The following is a 17175-nucleotide window of genomic DNA, read 5'->3' as shown; positions in this document are numbered from 1 at the left end:
ATTTAATTCAAACCATTATTTTGAATAAATATGCATCTATCAACTAAGACACTTGAAAAACTTCGTGACTTAATCAATGAAATCACCGAATACCGATCAGGGCCAAAAATTATCGATTTTTTTGGTATGTTCGATTATCAAGATGTATATGGGCAAGGTTTTCCATCTAGATGGATGTACACAGATCTACGACTTTCTCAAATAAATGGCACACCAAAATTAGATATATGTATTAAAAACTTATTTAATCCTATAAATTATATTGAAGACTTAAATCGACTAGATAATTTAATTAACCCGAATCCTGCTTAAGCCAATGATTTCATAATTTGAATTGTTGGCTTATTTCGATGGGTTAATTGGTATGCACATAAAGAAGCATAAATCCCACTTAGAAATCCATGAATACTACGAGCTTTACTCGTCACTAAATTATATTGTCCTTTCAATAAACTGAATAACGTTTCTATTTTATTGCGCTGTCTTAAGTGATATTCATCTGATGCACAAACTTGTACAGACTGCATGTTCTTTCGATGATAGGTAATCAAATCAATACCTTGTTCTTTTAATCTATTTTTTAATTCCTGGCTGATATAGCCACGATCACCATAAAGCTTTGCTTCGAAACCTTCAACCAAATGTTCAACCATTTTTATGTCAGCAATATGCCCATTGGAGAAAGCGGAACGAACGATTTCACCGAATTGATTCATAACAACATGTAACTTACAGCCATAGAACCAGCTCATTGAGCTTTTACCACGGGATGCAATTTTGGCTAATGATTTATGACGTTGAATACGTTGATTTTTACAGACTGGTAGAGTCGTTGAATCAATCCATAAATATTGTTTATATTGACCTTTCATTACAGCTACATGTAAAGCATGTAGTGCTAATTGATGCATATTGATCAGGTGAATCATCCTTTGGTAACAGGGTAAGCTTTTAAATAAATGACTTTTATCCTGCTTCAACCATGAGAAGAATGCTTTGAAATTAATGAAATGGGAGCACTTATACCAAATGGCAATAAAGCAAATTTCAGAAAGTGTAAGTTGTGCAGTTCTGACTCTTAACGAATGATGGCTTTGTTTGAGAAATTTCCAATAAGTTGCTTCAAATTTCAGAAAGAAATCATCAATTACGCAGAATAATTCGGTACTATTGAACATCAGGACTAGGGCTTTAGGTTTTGTGTGGTAACTCAACTGATGGCTCTAGTCCTCTTATTTTTCAAGTCATTTTCTTATCCGCGATTCGGGTTAATTAAAGAGTTCAATAAATATCTACAATTCGACAAATATCAAATTACTAGAACCAACACTGAAATTAACCTTACACCTATTACAAAAATCAATCTTGATGAACAATTCCAATCAGATAATGAAAATATTGAAAATAACTTTATAAAACATTAATTTAAGTTTGATTACTCTCAGTTAAATCTCATCCCAACCTTAATGCCTGTAATCAAAAGTAGAATAATAGAAATTGAAAAAGCTTTTAAAGCTGAAGCATACCTTTCCGTTGTGTTATTAGCTGGTAGTACATTAGAGGGAATATTCTTAAATATTGCTTCTTTAAATCCAAGGGTTTTTAATACTTCAAACTGTAGCCCTAAAAAAGATGGCAAAGTAAAAAACTTCGATCAATGGACACTTCATAATTTCATTGAAGTATCTCATTCAATTAATTTAATTGAAAAAGATACATATCGATTTAGCAAAGAATTAAGAGATTTTAGAAATTACATACATCCTTTTCAGCAAATGACTGAAAAATTCTCACCTAGAGAACAAACAGCTAAAATTTGCCTACAAGTTTTGAAATCCGCTATCTCTGATATTCAAACCAATCAAAATAAAATTGGGGCATAAAAAAACCCACTCAATCGGAGTGGGTTTTTTCAGAATATGGTGGCTATGACGAGACTTGAACTTGTGACCCCCGCATTATGAGTGCGGTGCTCTAACCAACTGAGCTACATAGCCTTAAACTGTGCGCGCATTATGGGATTTTATGTAAATCACGTCAACCCCATATTGTGCTGTTTGATCAAAATTTGTTGAAGTGAGCCGATAAGCCGGGTTCTGTCGTGAACGATCATTCCTCTAGGCGCACAATCACTCATGCGCTCAAGCGACCTACCCGAATCCAGCATGGGCCATGCCTAATGGATTCCTATTTGGTCTTGCTTCCGGTGGGGTTTACCTCGCCATGAACTGTTACCAGCCATGCGGTGCGCTCTTACCGCACCCTTTCACCCTTACCTCCGATTCCGATTGCTCGAAACCATAATGAAGGCGGTCTTCTCTCTGCTGCACTTGCCGTCGGTTTACACCGCCCAGGCGTTACCTGGCACCTTGCCCTATGAAGCCCGGACTTTCCTCCCCTGCTTCAATCACGGAGATCTCCACAGCAGCGATCGTCTGGCTCACTTCGAGCGGCATAGTATCAAATATCGAGACTAATTGCTTGATGTTTTTTGAGCAGTCAGTTTTTCGTACTTGGCTTGCAGCTGTTCCTGCGTTTCGACATGATTCGGATCCAGTGGAATACAATCTACCGGACAGAACAATTGACACTGCGGTTGATCATGATGTCCGACGCACTCTGTACACAAATCTGGATGAATCTCATAAATGAGTTCACCCATATAGATGGCCTCATTCGGGCATACAGGTTCACAGACATCACAATTAATGCATTCATCGGTGATATATAAAGACACGCTACCAACCTTGTTGAAGTTTACGCTCGAAGGCATCGACCACGTTTGGTGGCACAAACTTGGTCACATCACCTCTTAATCGAGCAATTTCACGCACCAAAGTGGATGAAATAAAAGAATATTGCTCTGAAGGGGTTAAAAATACCGCTTCAAAGTGGGAGTCCAGCTGACGGTTCATATTGGCCAGCTGAAATTCGTACTCAAAATCAGACACTGCACGCAAACCACGCAATACAGCAGTCGCCTTTTGCTCACGGAAAAAATTGACCAGCAAACCGTCAAAACCTACAAATTCAACATTGTCCAAATGATTCAATGACTCTTTTGCCAATGCGACACGCTCTTCCAGACTAAATACCGGATTTTTATGATGACCGATGGCAATCGCTACCACAACTTCATCAAACATTCGCGCTGCGCGGGTTACCAAATCAATATGTCCATTGGTAATTGGATCAAAAGTCCCCGGATAAATCACACGAGTTTTAGACATCCATTTGTACTCTGTTTGTTATGTAGAATCTTATTTTAGCAAAAACTTGTTTTTTTGGTGAATAATCCTCATTAATTTAAAAAACTTCACCTTATTTCTAGTTGCGGTACAATAGCAGCACGTTTGGAAGTATCAGATTATGGCGAAAGCATCTATTGTAGTAAAAAAAAATAATGGCGGTACCATTGCACTGAATAAACGTGCCCGCCACGATTATTTTATTGAAGAGAAATTTGAAGCGGGGCTTTCATTAAAAGGCTGGGAAGTCAAATCAATGCGTGCTGGTCGCATGACCATCGTAGAAAGTTATATTACCTTTAAAAATGGTGAAGCGTTCTTGTTTGGTGCACAAGTTCAGCCCTTATTAAGCGCTTCGACCCATGTGGTGCCTGAAGCAACCCGTACCCGCAAGCTATTGCTGAATCGCCGTGAAATTGAAAAGTTGATGGGTGCAATTAACCAGAAAGGTTATTCCTGCGTACCACTGGCGTGTTACTGGAAAGGTCCACATGCCAAGCTGGAAATTGCCTTGGTGAAAGGTAAGCAGCTCCATGACAAACGTGCCACCGAAAAAGACCGTGACTGGCAACGTGATAAAGCACGAATTTTCCATAAATAATGGATTAAAAGTTGAATATAAAAAAACCTCCGCATTTGGAGGTTTTATTATAACTTTAAGCTTTACCGCCCAGTCTTGCCAGAGTCAGGGCAATATATTCCCCAAACCAGAACGCGGTTTTTAAATCACCTTCAGGTGGAGTCACTTCTACCGGTGCGTTATCTGACTGGGTCATTAAACCCAAAAAGCTCGACATCCGGTTTAGATCCGTGACGGCACGTCCTGTCGGCATTAATGGCAATCCACTCCATAGCATACCGTGCTGCATGGCAAACAGATTGATTTGCTGCAAGACCGCCAGCTTGTCGCCACTGAGTCCACCACCATTGGTAAAGGCTGCTGCCAGCTTACCCTGCCAGCTACGTGCCAGCCAGCGCTTGGAAGACTGTTCCATAAACAGCTTCATGGCAGAAGTCAGGCTACCCATATAGGTCGGACAGCCAAAGATAATCGCATCGGCGGCATCCAGTACATCCCAGTCTATATGTTCGACATTCATCATATGCACCTGAACACCAGTTTCGCGCGCACCATCGGCAATAAAATTTGCCACTTTAGCCGTGTGTCCATAAGGACTGTGATAAACAATCGCAACAGATTTGGAAGATAGGGACATAACGCTCAAAAGCCAAAAAATTCAGTTAAGTTTAACATTTTCATGCCATAAACACGAATGTCGCCATACGCCCTGTTTTTGGCTCACGGCGATAAGAAAAATACTCATCTGCTTGACGATAAGAACACTGCTCCCCACCCAATACGGTATTTATGCCATGTTGCTGCAAGATATAACGCGCAATCGCATATAGATCAGCATAATATTTACCTGCCTGTTCACCGGCCTGAAATGCACTGTCCAGTTCAGGATATTTACTACAAAAAGCAGCTTTTACTTCAGCGCCAATTTCAAAACATGGCTGACTAATGGCCGCCCCGAGCCAGGCCCAGGTCGGCGGAGTTTGCATGGCTGCGATGGTATTTTCGATAATACCTCCTGCGAGTCCCCGCCAACCGGCATGCAGATTGGCAACTTCTGTGCCATCAGCATTTCCCAGTACTACAGGCAAGCAATCTGCAGTCATCATCATTAAAGCATGTGCCTTGCTCTGCGTCACCAGACCATCTCCGACCAGTGCGGTAAATGGCATCTGCTCATTAATGCTATGACAGATGGTGCTATGCGTCTGGGTCATCCAGGTAATCTTATCTACGCCAAAGGCAGCGAAATCCTGCAATAAAGCCATACGATGCTGTTGTACCCGTAGCGCATTATCCTGCACATGCAAGGCCAAGTTAAAACCTGCAAGCTCAGGCTGTGCGGATGGCTGTACTTTCGCATGGTGAACGCGAGTCTGGCCGACATACACACCTTGTGGAAGTCCTGGTACAAATTGCATCTCGATTCCTTGCTTTGACGCGAGCTAAATAAAAAGATTAATAGGCTTTGTTTTCGGTACGCAGCACTTCAACCAGATTGGCAAAGTCTTCCGGCCACGGTGCTTCAAAGGTCATTTCTTCTTTGGTACGCGGATGGGTCAGACCGAGTTGTACAGCATGCAAAGCCTGACGCTTGAAGCCACGCAAAGTATCATCTAATAATTGCGATGCACCTGCAGGCATACGGACACGTGGCATATACACCTGATCGCCCACCAAGCCAAAGCCGATATAGCTAAAATGCACACGGATCTGATGGGTACGTCCAGTTTCCAGACGGGCTTGAACACGGGTAAAATGCTGGAAACGCTCTTTGACATTGTAATGCGTCACCGCGTCTTTACCACCTGGAAGTACGGTCATTTTCACACGATCCACCGGATGGCGTTTGATTGGTTCATCAATGGTACCGCCAGCAATAATATTGCCGTAAACCACCAAGTCATACAGGCGATATACTGATTTTTTCTCAAGCTGTTTGCTAAGAGAAAACTGTGCTTCCAGATTTTTGGCAACGACTAACAGACCGCTGGTGTCTTTATCGATACGATGTACCAGACCTGCACGCGCCAGTTCAGCCGATTTCGGATAGTGATGCAATAAAGCATTGACCAAGGTGCCAGAACTATTGCCAGCACCCGGATGCACCACCATACCGACTGGTTTGTTGATGACAATAATATCGTCATCTTCATAGATGATATCTAGTGGAATGTCTTCCGGCAGACTGCGCGTTTGCGCTTCAAGCTCAACATTTAAAGTCAGGGTTTCAAAACCATCACTTTTAAATTTCGGCTTAACCGGTTGACCATTCACCAATAAATTGCCATCTTTAATCCATTGCTTTAATTTTTCTCGAGAAAAATCGCTCCAGACCATTGCGGCAATCTGGTCGATCCGTTGCCCGATATAAGTTTCATCCAGTTGAAATTGCAACGATAAACGTGTTGCAGTTGCTTCTGAAGTATGGTTATCTGCATCCTCAGAATCTTCAAGTAAATTGAAATCAGTATCAGGGATATTAGAATTGGAAGATTGTGCTTGACTCATTTGCTCATTCAGACAAAAGTGGTTTAATAGTGCAATTGTAGCTCATTGCCCGTATTAACAGAGGAATTTTTATGTCGCTACCACATTATAAAATGACAATGCTTGCTGTGACGTTAGGCATTGCATCGGCAATGGTAGGCTGTAGCAGTAATCCAAAAAAAGAAGTCGTGGATAAAGGTCCGGAATCTAGCGAACAGGTTTATATTCAAAAAGCACAGAAAGCGCTAGATCGTAATCAATATACCGATGCAGCAAAACAGTTAGAAGCGCTGGAAACTTATTTCCCAACCAGTCAATATGCCCCGCAAGCGCAGCTTGAACTGTTGTATGTAAAATTCCAGCAAAAAGATTATGAAGGTGCGGTCGCACTGGCAGAGCGTTTTATCCGTCTGAACCCGCAACATCCAAATGTCGACTATGCCTACTATGTACGCGGTGTCTCAAATATGGAACAGAACTATAACGGCCTGCTGCGTTATACCTCGCTGAAACAGTCGCATCGTGATGTCAGCTACCTGAAAGTGGCTTACCAGAATTTTGTTGATTTCATTCGCCGCTATCCATCTAGCACTTATGCAGTGGATGCAGCACAGCGTATGCAGTTTATCGGTCAGGAACTGGCTGAGCATGAAATGAACGCAGCACGTTTCAACATCAAGCGTAAGGCTTATCTGGCAGCAGTTGAACGTGGCTTGTGGGTGATTGAACATTATCCTCAAACTCCGCAGATTCCAGAAGCACTGGCAACGGTTGCTTATGGCTATGCTCAGCTAGGTGATAAAGCGACTTCTCAGCAATATGTGGATGTATTAAAGCTGAATTATCCGAATCTGGTGAAATCAGATGGGACGGTGAATCTGCGTGCAGCGCGTAGTGAAGGCAGCTTCTTTAACCGCGCGACACTGGGTATTTTTGGTAAAGAAGCCAAGACTGTAACCGACACCGATGCACAATCGGATACGCCAGAAACTGAAAAGCGCAGCATCACCAATCGCATTTCATTTGGTTTGCTGGATCGTCCTAAAACGGCTGAATAAAGCTAAAGAAGGCCGGCAGCATCAGCAAATAAGACAGCGCTTTACAGGTGCATTTTCCTCAAGGGCAAGGTATCATACTTGCCCTTTTGCGTTGTCTTGCCCAGGCTTGAACAAAACGTGCAAAAGGTATACAAAGGAACTTGAAATATTCAATGTCCAACTAGACTATTTTCATTTTTTCAGTGATTTAGACCTTAGATTCCAGCACGAGAAGCTCAGCAGACCATGGCCATTCCTCAACATACGATTGATCAGATTCTCGATCGCACCGATATTGTCGATGTGATTGGTCAATTCGTAAAACTGAAAAAAACAGGCCGTACCTATTCAGGCTGCTGCCCTTTTCATCAGGAAAAATCACCGTCTTTCCACGTCTATCGTGACAAACAGTATTTTCACTGTTTTGGCTGTCAGGCCAACGGTAATGCCATCCGTTTTTTAATGGACATTGGCAGCCGTAATTTTGTCGAAGTGATGAAAGACCTGTCCAGCCAGACGGGCATCGAACTGCCTAAAGACAATACTGATTCCAATAAATTAAAATATAAACGTGAAGCAGCCAAACCCAAAATCGTGCCTGCTCAAACTGCACCACAAACTCAGCCGCAACAGAATAACGCTCCAACAGAAAATAATAATGCTGCATCTACGGCGAGTTTCGATCCATTTGCAGAGTTTCAGACAGTCGAACAGGATTTTTATGGTGACCCTTTTGCTTCTTTTGAACACCTACCGATGGCGGAAGTTCAGCAAGACGGTAACCTCTACGACCTGCTAGAAAATATCGCGCAGTTCTATGAGCGCCAACTCCCAAATAGCCCGAGTGCCCAGCAATACTTCAAGCAGCGTGGTCTGACTGCAGAGACCATTGCCTATTGGCGCTTAGGCTATGCGCCTGAAGACTGGCAACATCTGGAAAAAGCCTTTCCTCAGGATATTGAGGGCTTAAAACTTTTAGGTCTGATTCGCACCAGCGACAGTGGCCGTGATTTTGACCTGCTGCGTGAACGAGTCATTTTCCCGATCCGTGATACCAAGGGCCGTGTGGTCGGCTTTGGCGGCCGTGCCCTGAATGACGAGATCAAGCCGAAATACATCAACTCGCCAGATTCTGAAGTCTTCCATAAAAACCAGTTGCTGTATGGCCTCTATGAGGGCCGCAAACAGAAAGCCCAAGAATGGCTGATGGTCGAAGGCTATATGGATGTGATTGCGCTTCAGCAATATGGCATTCATGGCGCAGTAGCCACTTTAGGTACAGCCAGTAATACAGATCATCTGAATATTCTGTTCAAGCAGAGCAATCGGCTGACCATTGCCTTTGACGGAGACGCTGCCGGTCAAAAAGCAGCGCGCCGTACCTTGGACATTGCCCTGCCCCTGCTGAATGATGGCCGAGAGCTGAAGTTCTTTGTTTTGCCCGCTGACCATGACCCAGATTCATTGATCCGTCGTGAAGGGATAGAAAACTTCAGACGCTTGCTTGAACAGGCACCGTTGATGTCGGACTTCGTGTTTGCCCATTTGACCCAAAATCAGGACATCACCACACCTGAAGGCAAGAGTCAGGTTATGGGTGAACTAAAAAATCTGACCGAGTTACTGCCCAAACACGGTTCCTTCCGTTATCTGCTGCAGCAATTTTTCCGTGAAAAACTGGGCTTTAACCGTAAATGGCAACCCAAGGTCAATACGGATGCATCTTTAAGCTTTAGTACTAAAATTGATGCTGAAGAATATGTGATTGCGATCTTGATGAATCATCCTTATCTGTATATTCATTTTGAACCGCTGCGCGCGCTGGTGGCAGAAGATCAGCTGCTGTTTAAAATTCTGAACATTCTGAATGTGATTTTTGATGACTTGCCAGATGACCCAGAACTGTCGATCTATTATGTGCTCGGTGCCTGCGCAGCCCATCATCATGAACTGCAGCATATTCTGCAGCATGCCAATGTCAGCGATTACACCTCATCACCAGAACAGGCCGACAAATTGGCGGCTGATTTTTCAACCAAGCTGCAATATCAGTGTTTAAAAAACAAGATTAAATCCAAGAAATTTAACAGCATTGCTGAAATGAAAAACCTGAAAATGCAGATTTATGAAATTGACCGCAAACGCTCGATGACCCTATTAGAAGACTGATTTTCCACATCATTTATTCTTATGAATCAAAGGAAGTCGGTGCTAGATCTCAGTATTATTTATCATTTTCTCAAATAATCAGGCTGGTTTTTTATGTTGAAGTAATAATCAGCAAAGAACCAAGCCTCTCATCATACTGATTAAAATGAATGCCTGGATTTACGACGTTTCGCAACTACATTGCCCAGTTCTTCCTGTAACAGCTCAAAATAGGCAGGGTCTTCTGCTTTGGCTGCTTCACGCAGCACAATAGAGGTTGGATGTAACAGTTTTTGGGTCAAACGATGTGAAAACTCGGCCAGTACAGTATCTGCCTTTTCACCCTTGGCAATACGCTGCATTGCCAATGCCAGCTCTTCCTGACGTAATGTTTCCCCGTGGTCACGGTAGGCATGAATGGTCGCCCCGGCCTGTTTGACCTTCTGCTGGGTCATCAGTTCTGTAGCCAGCTGATTGACCATGATCTCAGCTTCAACCGCCGCTTGACGGCGCTGTGCCAGATTTTCCTCAATGACACTTTGCAGATCATCGACCCCATACAGATAAACCCCGTCCAGGCTTTCTACTTTGGCATCAATATCACGCGGTACGGCCAGATCGACCAACAGCATCTGCTGGTAACGGCGTTTTTTCAGTGCAGCCTTCACATCGGCAAAATGGATCACCTGATGTAAACTGCCGGTACAACTGGAAATGACATCGGCCCGATGCAGATTTTCTGCAAGCTGATCAAAATCTATAATTTCAACTTCAACCCGATGTGCAATTTCCTGCGCCAGAATATCCGCACGTTCACGGGTACGGTTACAGATAATGATCTTGCCCACCCCCATCTCTGCGAGGTGTTTGGCCACCAGACTGTTCATCTCCCCGGCTGCTACCACCATAATGGTCAGCTTGTCCGGATGACTAAATACTTGCAGAGCAAGTTGTGCCACCGCATAGCCCATCGAGACCGCATGACTGCCGACAGCCGTTTCTGAGCGCACGCGTTTGGCGGCATAAAAGGCATATTCAAAAATTCGGTTGAGATTGCGCGATACCGTATGGGAGTCTTTGGCCAGAGAAAGTGCAGTTTTGACCTGCCCCAGAATTTGCGGTTCGCCCAGCATCAGTGAATCCAGACCACTGGCAACACGCATTAAGTGAGTTACTGCCTGGGCATTTTCATAACGATAGACATGATGTTGCAGTTGCTTGACATTCACCCCATTTTTTTGGGCGAGCCAGTTCAGCACCATGTCAGCATTTTCAGACATGGCGTAAACTTCGGTCCGGTTACATGTAGACACCACCACCATGTCGTTCAGTTCAGGGTGTTGGCTTTGCTCGGCAAGAATGGCACTTAACTTTTCAGGGTTAAACGCCACTTGTTCGCGCAGTTCTACAGAGGCAGTTTGATGGTTGACACCCAATGCAAAGAAAGACATATCAGGTCATCATTTCACTAAATTTATGCTATTGTGCAACATCGGTGTCATAAAAAGCATTACTTGGATCAATAAAAAATTGCGTCAAACAATTAGCCGTATCAACGGCCCTACAATTAAGCAATATTCTACCACATTCCTACTGGTGGGTAGCATGGCTTCGACTGCGCATCTTTATGCAGCGGAAGCAGTTTACCATGCAAATCAAAATTATGATGCGATAAAACAAAGTATGATGGCTGAGTTTGCCATCGCTGCACATGACATTCCGACTGCTTTGCACAACTATACGGTGCTGGCGATCAAGAGCAATTCCACTTCAGTCAAGCAGCGTGCACTGAATGTCGCGCTGGAACATGATGACCTACAGGCAGCACTAGATATCTCCACGCACTGGGTGGTACAAGAGCCACAAGACGTCCCTGCTTTATTTTATTTATCACATATTGCCCTTAAAGCGCATGAATATGAGCTGGCTGCTGAGACCTTAGAAAAAATCCTGCAAATTGATGACAGTGCCGATCTGGAAGAAATTCTTGCCGGAATTTCACCGGAAGGCACAGAGGATCGTACTTATCTGATTCAGGCCTTAAGCACCACTAAAGCCAAGGACAATCCATCTATTCTGGTGCTAGTGGCCGGTCTGGAAGCACAAAATGGTCAGCTTGAACAGGCTTTAAATACAGTTAACCGCGCCTTAAAAAAACGTCCGAATGCGACCGGCTATATCCTGATGAAGGCCAATCTGCTCAATGCACTCGGCGATACTCAGGCGACACTGCAATGGTATGAAAAATCCAGCCGTAAACACCGTAATAATCTGGATGTACGTCTGGCCGAAGTCAAATATCTGGTCAAGCTGAACGAAGCGACTTTGGCTCTGAAAAAACTGCAAGACATTCTAAAAAAATGGCCGACTGCTGAAGAAGCCCTGTTTATTGCCGGACTGACCAGTATTGACCTGGAAGAATACGAGAAAGCCGAAAAATATCTGGTCGAACTGCGTTATTCTGCGCAATATCAAAACGAAGCCTATTATTACTTGGCGGTGAATGCAGAACGCAAACAGCATTATGAAACGGCGAAAGCTTATTATCGTCTGGTCGATGGCAGTCTTTACACCGTCTCACGTCGCAACATGATCTCGATTTTCGCCCAGCAGGATAAGCTGCATGATGCGCTGCGTTTCTTAACCCAGGAAAGGGTGAATTATCCACAACATGCCAGCTTCCTCTATCTAGCTCAGGCGGATATTTTGACGCGCATGCAGAATAAAAAAGCTGCGATTCGCCTGTTGGAAGAAGCCAGCAAAAACCTGCCGGATGACCCTGAACTGGTCTATTCGCAAGTTCTGTTGCTGGATCCCCATCAGGATCGCGTCAAGCTGGATGAACTACTCAGCACTTTACTTAAAATTGAACCGAACAGTCCGACCTATCTGAATGCCTATGCCTATACCCTGGCGATGCAAAACCGTCGCCTCGAAGAAGCACGCCGCTATGTCGAACAGGCACTAGAATATGCACCAGAACAGGCATCGATTCTGGATACCTATGGTTATATCTGTTATTTACAGAATGACTTCACCACAGCTGCGGATGTGTTATACAAAGCCTATCAATTGAATCCGAATGTGAAGATTGGGGTACGTTATGCCCGTTCCTTGTACATGAAAGGTGATCTACAACACTTCCACCAAGTGTTACAACAATTACAACAAAACCATCCAAATGACCCAGAATTGAAACAACTTAATTCGCTATTGTTAGCACCTCAAACCAAAACGAGTTAATTAATTTATGCGCAATTTGAGCCAATTGGGCTGCTGTGCCTTTGCAGCCACTGCTTTATTTTTAACTGGCTGTCAGCAGATGATCAAGCCACATGCGCCTGCCACCCCGTCTGTACAGGCAGAGAATCAATTTCAGCTGCAAGGTAAAATTGGCGTTCGCACCCCTCAACAGACTGGCAGCGCATTCTTTACCTGGGTACAACAGCAGGAAGAATTTGATATTGAGCTCAGCGGTATTTTAGGCGTCGGTAAAACCCAGATTTCTGGCACACCGGGACAAGTGACCTTAAACAGTGCCAAAACAGGTCTGATTCAGGCAGCCAGTGCCGAAGAGTTACTGCAACGCGCAACAGGCTGGCAAGCGCCGATCAGTTATTTAGTCGATTGGGTACAAGCCCGCCCTGCCACCACGACTGCCAAATTACAAAAAGACGATGCGCAGCGGATTAACCAGATTATCGAACAGGGCTGGACGGTCGATCTCAATTATAATGCGCAGGCCAAAATGCCAAACCGCTTGATTTTAAAGCAGTCACTTGAAAATGGTGCGGAAAACCGTATTACAATGATCATTGAAAACCGTTAATTGACCTGATTCCAGCCCATGATAATTCGTGTTCCTTCGCCTGCTAAACTGAATTTGTTTTTACATATTACCGGTCGCCGTGAAAATGGCTATCATGAACTGCAAAGTATTTTTCAGTTGATTGACCTGTATGACTGGCTGGAGTTTGAACAAAGCGCTGATGATGCGGTTCAGATAGAAGGTCTGGCCTCCGTCGATCTGCAACAGAATTTAATCTATCGGGCGATACAGTTGTTGAAGCCCTATGCTAAGACGCTCTCTGGACTAAAAATTCGTCTGGAAAAAAATATCCCGATGGGTGCAGGTCTCGGTGGCGGCTCTTCCAATGCAGCGACGACCCTGATTGTGCTAAACCAGCTCTGGCAGTGCGGTTTAAATGTTGAACAACTGGCAGAGCTTGGGGTCAAGCTAGGCGCAGATGTGCCAATATTTGTGCATGGCAAAAATGCCTGGGCGGAAGGTATTGGCGAACACTTAACATTCATAGACTTAGATCAAAAAAAATTCATTGTGTTAAAACCTGATTGTTTTATCAGCACTCAACTGCTTTTTTCGCAAAAAGCATTGACAAGAGACACGAAGAGCACTAAATTTTGCGCCTATCAGGAAACGCCATCTGATTTTGGAAATAACTTTGAGCCACTGGCAAGAAGCTTATATCCTGAAGTCGATGAAGCAATGCAATATCTCGACCAGTTCGGTAGAGCAAAGCTTACAGGTACAGGTGCTTGTGTGTTTATTGAAGTCACTGAAAATCTGAATATCGAAGATATTCTTGCAAATGCACCATGTAAAGCTTACCTGGTCAACAGTTTACAAGAATCACCTTTAGTTCAGTTTAAAGTGTAGATAGGGGTATCGCCAAGTGGTAAGGCACCGGGTTTTGATCTCGGCATCCGTTGGTTCGAATCCAGCTACCCCTGCCATTTTCCACCTGTAGATGTACTGTATTAGGGGTATCGCCAAGTGGTAAGGCACCGGGTTTTGATCTCGGCATCCGTTGGTTCGAATCCAGCTACCCCTGCCATCTTACAGTCATCAAATTAGGGGCGTCGCCAAGTGGTAAGGCACCGGGTTTTGATCTCGGCATCCGTTGGTTCGAATCCAGCCGCCCCTGCCATTTTCTCGAAAAAAGACAGAACACTCATTTGCTGTAAGACTGTTAATTTACCTTGACACTTTACCGCAAAAATATTAAAGTTCTGCCGCATTAGGGGTATCGCCAAGTGGTAAGGCACCGGGTTTTGATCTCGGCATCCGTTGGTTCGAATCCAGCTACCCCTGCCATCTATTCCCATATATCCCAACCGCCAAGGGTGCTTCATGCCCAATCTTGTCGTTTTTAGTGGATCTGCGCATCCACAATTCGCTCAAAAAGTCGTAAGTCACTTACATATTCCTCTAGGCGCTGCCTCTGTAGGTCAGTTCTCTGACGGTGAAATTGCTGTCGAGATTACTGAGAACGTTCGTGGTAAAGACGTATTTATCGTACAACCTACTTGTGCCCCAACTAATGATAACCTAATGGAAATCTTGGTGATGGCTGATGCTTTGCGTCGTGCAAGTGCGGGTCGTATTACTGCCGTGATTCCTTATTTTGGTTATGCTCGTCAAGACCGTCGTCCACGTTCAGCACGTGTTCCAATCACTGCAAAAGTTGTAGCAGACATGCTCACTACTGTAGGCGTTGACCGTGTGGTGATGATCGACTTGCATGCTGACCAGATCCAAGGCTTCTTCGATATCCCTGTAGACAACATCTACGGTACACCAGCCCTACTTGCTGACTTGCGTCAACAATCGCATCACAACCTGATGGTGGTTTCACCTGACGTGGGTGGTGTAGTGCGTGCACGTGCTGTTGCGAAACAGATGGGCGATATAGATCTTGCAATCATCGATAAGCGTCGTCAAAAAGCGAATGAATCACAAGTGATGCATTTGATTGGCGATGTAAAAGATCGTGATTGTGTCATCGTTGATGACATGGTAGATACTGCTGGTACGCTATGCAAAGCTGCTGATGCATTGAAAACTTTCGGTGCTCGCAAGGTTGTTGCATATGCAACGCATCCAGTACTTTCTGGTAAAGCGATTGAAAACTTAAAGAATTCTGTGATTGATGAACTGGTTGTGACTGATACCATTCCTCTTTCTGATGAAGCTTTAGCACTGGGCAAGATTCGCCAGGTTTCAGTAGCCAGTATGGTTGCCGAAACGATTCGTCGTATTAACAACGAAGAATCTATTAGCGCAATGTTCGATTCTTATCTATAATAGAGCGCTGAATTTTCAAAGCCCTGCCATTTGGTAGGGCTTTTACTCACCAGACTGGTCGCAAGTCTGGTTCATTTAACTTAAATAGGATGTCTATCATGGCAAACTTCGTATTAAACGCAGCAGCACGTGAAGAAGCAGTTCAAGGGAAAGGTGCGAGCCGCCGCCTTCGTCTTCAAGCTAAAGTTCCTGCAATCATCTACGGTGGTGAAGCTGCTCCTGTAGCAATTACTGTTGAGCTTCGTCAGCTTGTTAAATTCTTAGAAAACAATTCATTCTTTGAAGAAGTTATCGAAATTGATGTAGACGGTAAAGTTGAAAGCGTGAAAATCCAAGCGTTACAACGTCACCCAGCTAAAAACACACCAATTCACGCTGACTTCAAACGCGCATAAGTGTTAATGGTGTAATTAGTGTCAAATATTTCACTGATTGTTGGTTTGGGTAACCCAGGTTCTGAGTATGCCCAAACCCGCCATAATGCAGGCTTCTGGTTCGTAGAACGCCTTGCAGACCAATATGGCATTACCCTCAAAAAAGACCCAAAATTCAATGGATTTAGCGGTCGTGGCAATATCGAAGGTCAAGACGTCCGTCTTCTTCTACCGACAACCTTTATGAACCTTTCCGGTAAAAGTGTTGTTCCTTTCGCCAAATTTTACAATATCGCACCTGAATCGATCCTGATTGCCCATGATGAACTGGACATGAATCCTGGTGTCATTCGCCTGAAAACTGGCGGTGGTCACGGTGGTCATAATGGTCTACGCGATATCGTTCCGCATATTGGTTCAAACTTCCATCGCCTGCGTATTGGAATTGGTCATCCTGGTGCCAAAGACCGTGTTTCCGGTCATGTGCTCAGTAAAGCACCTAGCAGCGAACAGAACTTAATGGATGATGCGATTTCCCATGCCCTCGCCCGCACAAAAATGCTGGTGAACGGTGAAGTACAGCAAGCCATGAATCAAATCAACGCATATAAGCCGAACTAAACATTCAAAAATTGCTGGACAATTCCGCTTGCCAGAAAGTTTATTTAAGCGCAAAATGCGTTTGCTCGATTGTTCACCATACAGCAAGCAAGATTGATTTAACCAAATGATCAAACTCTTAGGTCAACTCAGGGGACGCTAGCCATGCTATCTCGTTTATTAAAATGCAAAATTCACCGCGCTCACGTTACACATGCAGAACTACACTATGAAGGTTCATGTGCAATTGATGGCGTTTTGATGGATTTGGCTGGCATTCGTGAATACGAAGAAATTCATGTGTGGAACGTGACCAATGGTAAACGTTTTGCAACTTATGCAATTCGTGGCGAAGACAACTCAGGCATCATTTCAGTGAATGGTGGCGCTGCGCATCAGGCGGATGTAGGCGATATCGTGATTATTGCAACCTTTGGCGATTTCAGTGAAGCTGAAGCGAATGCCCATCAGCCTCGTTTGGTTTATGCTAACCCAAACAATACAGTCAGCCACACTGCCAACTGTATTCCGGTACAAGTTGCATAAGCTGATCAGACCAGATACCTAAAAGCTCGCACATCGCGGGCTTTTTTAA

At 44.1% G+C, this 17175-nt stretch carries 19 protein-coding genes, 5 tRNA genes and 1 other RNA gene; 16 read left to right on the top strand and 9 right to left on the bottom strand.

Annotated elements, in window-relative coordinates:
- Positions 1 to 30 precede the first annotated feature (30 nt).
- Positions 31 to 312, top strand: a complete 282-nt coding sequence (locus tag ACO1B7_RS11160) for a hypothetical protein (RefSeq protein ID WP_423090211.1) — start codon at positions 31 to 33, stop codon at positions 310 to 312.
- Here ACO1B7_RS11160 and ACO1B7_RS11155 read toward each other — a convergent pair.
- Positions 309 to 1178, bottom strand: a complete 870-nt coding sequence (locus ACO1B7_RS11155) for an IS982 family transposase (RefSeq protein ID WP_423090210.1) — start codon at positions 1176 to 1178, stop codon at positions 309 to 311. The genes ACO1B7_RS11160 and ACO1B7_RS11155 overlap by 4 nt on opposite strands.
- Positions 1179 to 1466: 288 nt before the next feature.
- Between ACO1B7_RS11155 and ACO1B7_RS11150 the strand changes: the two genes are divergently transcribed.
- A complete protein-coding gene (locus ACO1B7_RS11150) occupies positions 1467 to 1883 on the top strand; it encodes a hypothetical protein (RefSeq protein WP_420937851.1) in 417 nt (138 codons plus the stop codon).
- A 37-nt stretch (positions 1884 to 1920) separates the two neighbouring features.
- Here the strand turns inward: ACO1B7_RS11150 and ACO1B7_RS11145 are convergent.
- The 4 genes from ACO1B7_RS11145 to coaD form a co-directional block, all read right to left on the bottom strand.
- Positions 1921 to 1997, bottom strand: a tRNA-Met gene (locus ACO1B7_RS11145).
- A gap of 72 nt (positions 1998 to 2069) precedes the next feature.
- Positions 2070 to 2447, bottom strand: an RNA gene (rnpB, locus tag ACO1B7_RS11140) — RNase P RNA component class A.
- Between the two features lie 26 nt (positions 2448 to 2473).
- Positions 2474 to 2737, bottom strand: a complete 264-nt coding sequence (locus tag ACO1B7_RS11135; RefSeq protein WP_004280584.1) for a YfhL family 4Fe-4S dicluster ferredoxin — start codon at positions 2735 to 2737, stop codon at positions 2474 to 2476.
- Between the two features lies 1 nt (position 2738).
- Positions 2739 to 3230, bottom strand: coding sequence for a pantetheine-phosphate adenylyltransferase (coaD, locus tag ACO1B7_RS11130; protein ID WP_423090209.1), 492 nt, complete (start codon positions 3228 to 3230; stop codon positions 2739 to 2741).
- A gap of 139 nt (positions 3231 to 3369) precedes the next feature.
- Between coaD and smpB the strand changes: the two genes are divergently transcribed.
- A complete protein-coding gene (gene smpB / locus ACO1B7_RS11125; protein ID WP_004280586.1) occupies positions 3370 to 3849 on the top strand; it encodes an SsrA-binding protein SmpB in 480 nt (159 codons plus the stop codon).
- Between the two features lie 55 nt (positions 3850 to 3904).
- Here the strand turns inward: smpB and ACO1B7_RS11120 are convergent, their stop codons facing one another.
- The 3 genes from ACO1B7_RS11120 to rluD are packed head-to-tail and all read right to left on the bottom strand — an operon-like array spanning position 3905 to position 6336.
- Positions 3905 to 4465 carry a flavodoxin family protein gene (locus ACO1B7_RS11120; protein ID WP_180049611.1) on the bottom strand — a complete coding sequence of 187 codons (561 nt, stop codon included), beginning with the start codon at positions 4463 to 4465 and terminating at the stop codon, positions 3905 to 3907.
- Positions 4466 to 4505: 40 nt separating this feature from the next.
- Positions 4506 to 5246, bottom strand: coding sequence for a peptidoglycan editing factor PgeF (gene pgeF, locus ACO1B7_RS11115; protein ID WP_423090208.1), 741 nt, complete (start codon positions 5244 to 5246; stop codon positions 4506 to 4508).
- 37 nt (positions 5247 to 5283) lie between these two features.
- Complete coding sequence (rluD, locus tag ACO1B7_RS11110) at positions 5284 to 6336, bottom strand: 23S rRNA pseudouridine(1911/1915/1917) synthase RluD (protein WP_005106323.1); 1053 nt, start codon at positions 6334 to 6336, stop codon at positions 5284 to 5286.
- A 71-nt stretch (positions 6337 to 6407) separates the two neighbouring features.
- Here rluD and ACO1B7_RS11105 point away from each other — a divergent pair, with 71 nt between their 5' ends.
- Together ACO1B7_RS11105 and ACO1B7_RS11100 are read left to right on the top strand one after the other, a co-directional pair.
- On the top strand, positions 6408 to 7373 hold the full coding sequence (locus tag ACO1B7_RS11105; RefSeq protein WP_311203727.1) for an outer membrane protein assembly factor BamD: 966 nt from the start codon (positions 6408 to 6410) through the stop codon (positions 7371 to 7373).
- Between the two features lie 225 nt (positions 7374 to 7598).
- Complete coding sequence (locus ACO1B7_RS11100; RefSeq protein ID WP_311203728.1) at positions 7599 to 9521, top strand: DNA primase; 1923 nt, start codon at positions 7599 to 7601, stop codon at positions 9519 to 9521.
- A 140-nt stretch (positions 9522 to 9661) separates the two neighbouring features.
- Here ACO1B7_RS11100 and hemA read toward each other — a convergent pair whose 3' ends face one another.
- Positions 9662 to 10951, bottom strand: a complete 1290-nt coding sequence (gene hemA / locus ACO1B7_RS11095; protein WP_423090207.1) for a glutamyl-tRNA reductase — start codon at positions 10949 to 10951, stop codon at positions 9662 to 9664.
- 79 nt (positions 10952 to 11030) lie between these two features.
- Between hemA and ACO1B7_RS11090 the strand changes: the two genes are divergently transcribed.
- The 11 genes from ACO1B7_RS11090 to panD all read left to right on the top strand — a co-directional run bounded on the left by ACO1B7_RS11090 (position 11031) and on the right by panD (position 17126).
- A complete protein-coding gene (locus ACO1B7_RS11090) occupies positions 11031 to 12743 on the top strand; it encodes a tetratricopeptide repeat protein (RefSeq protein WP_216071046.1) in 1713 nt (570 codons plus the stop codon).
- Between the two features lie 7 nt (positions 12744 to 12750).
- Positions 12751 to 13329 carry a lipoprotein insertase outer membrane protein LolB gene (gene lolB / locus ACO1B7_RS11085; RefSeq protein ID WP_005106318.1) on the top strand — a complete coding sequence of 193 codons (579 nt, stop codon included), beginning with the start codon at positions 12751 to 12753 and terminating at the stop codon, positions 13327 to 13329.
- Positions 13330 to 13350: 21 nt separating this feature from the next.
- Positions 13351 to 14178 (top strand): 4-(cytidine 5'-diphospho)-2-C-methyl-D-erythritol kinase, encoded by an 828-nt coding sequence (ispE, locus tag ACO1B7_RS11080; protein ID WP_423090319.1) that lies wholly within the window; start codon positions 13351 to 13353, stop codon positions 14176 to 14178.
- Between the two features lie 2 nt (positions 14179 to 14180).
- Positions 14181 to 14255: transfer RNA gene (locus ACO1B7_RS11075), tRNA-Gln, on the top strand.
- 26 nt (positions 14256 to 14281) lie between these two features.
- A tRNA-Gln gene (locus ACO1B7_RS11070) sits at positions 14282 to 14356 on the top strand.
- 18 nt (positions 14357 to 14374) lie between these two features.
- Positions 14375 to 14449 (top strand) — tRNA-Gln (locus tag ACO1B7_RS11065).
- Positions 14450 to 14541: 92 nt separating this feature from the next.
- Positions 14542 to 14616 (top strand) — tRNA-Gln (locus tag ACO1B7_RS11060).
- Between the two features lie 36 nt (positions 14617 to 14652).
- Positions 14653 to 15606: a ribose-phosphate pyrophosphokinase gene (locus ACO1B7_RS11055; RefSeq protein WP_004280601.1), complete on the top strand. Its 954-nt coding sequence runs from the start codon at positions 14653 to 14655 to the stop codon at positions 15604 to 15606.
- Between the two features lie 98 nt (positions 15607 to 15704).
- Positions 15705 to 16001 (top strand): 50S ribosomal protein L25, encoded by a 297-nt coding sequence (rplY, locus tag ACO1B7_RS11050; protein ID WP_423090206.1) that lies wholly within the window; start codon positions 15705 to 15707, stop codon positions 15999 to 16001.
- An 18-nt stretch (positions 16002 to 16019) separates the two neighbouring features.
- On the top strand, positions 16020 to 16601 hold the full coding sequence (gene pth / locus ACO1B7_RS11045) for an aminoacyl-tRNA hydrolase (protein WP_004645783.1): 582 nt from the start codon (positions 16020 to 16022) through the stop codon (positions 16599 to 16601).
- Positions 16602 to 16745: 144 nt separating this feature from the next.
- Positions 16746 to 17126: an aspartate 1-decarboxylase gene (gene panD / locus ACO1B7_RS11040; RefSeq protein ID WP_423090205.1), complete on the top strand. Its 381-nt coding sequence runs from the start codon at positions 16746 to 16748 to the stop codon at positions 17124 to 17126.
- Positions 17127 to 17175: the final 49 nt, after the last annotated feature.

This window comes from Acinetobacter lwoffii, from assembly GCF_049367455.1.
Lineage (GTDB): Bacteria > Pseudomonadota > Gammaproteobacteria > Pseudomonadales > Moraxellaceae > Acinetobacter > Acinetobacter lwoffii_W.
The sequence above is the reverse complement of the archived record's forward strand: the minus strand, read 5'-3'. Positions and strand labels throughout refer to the sequence as shown.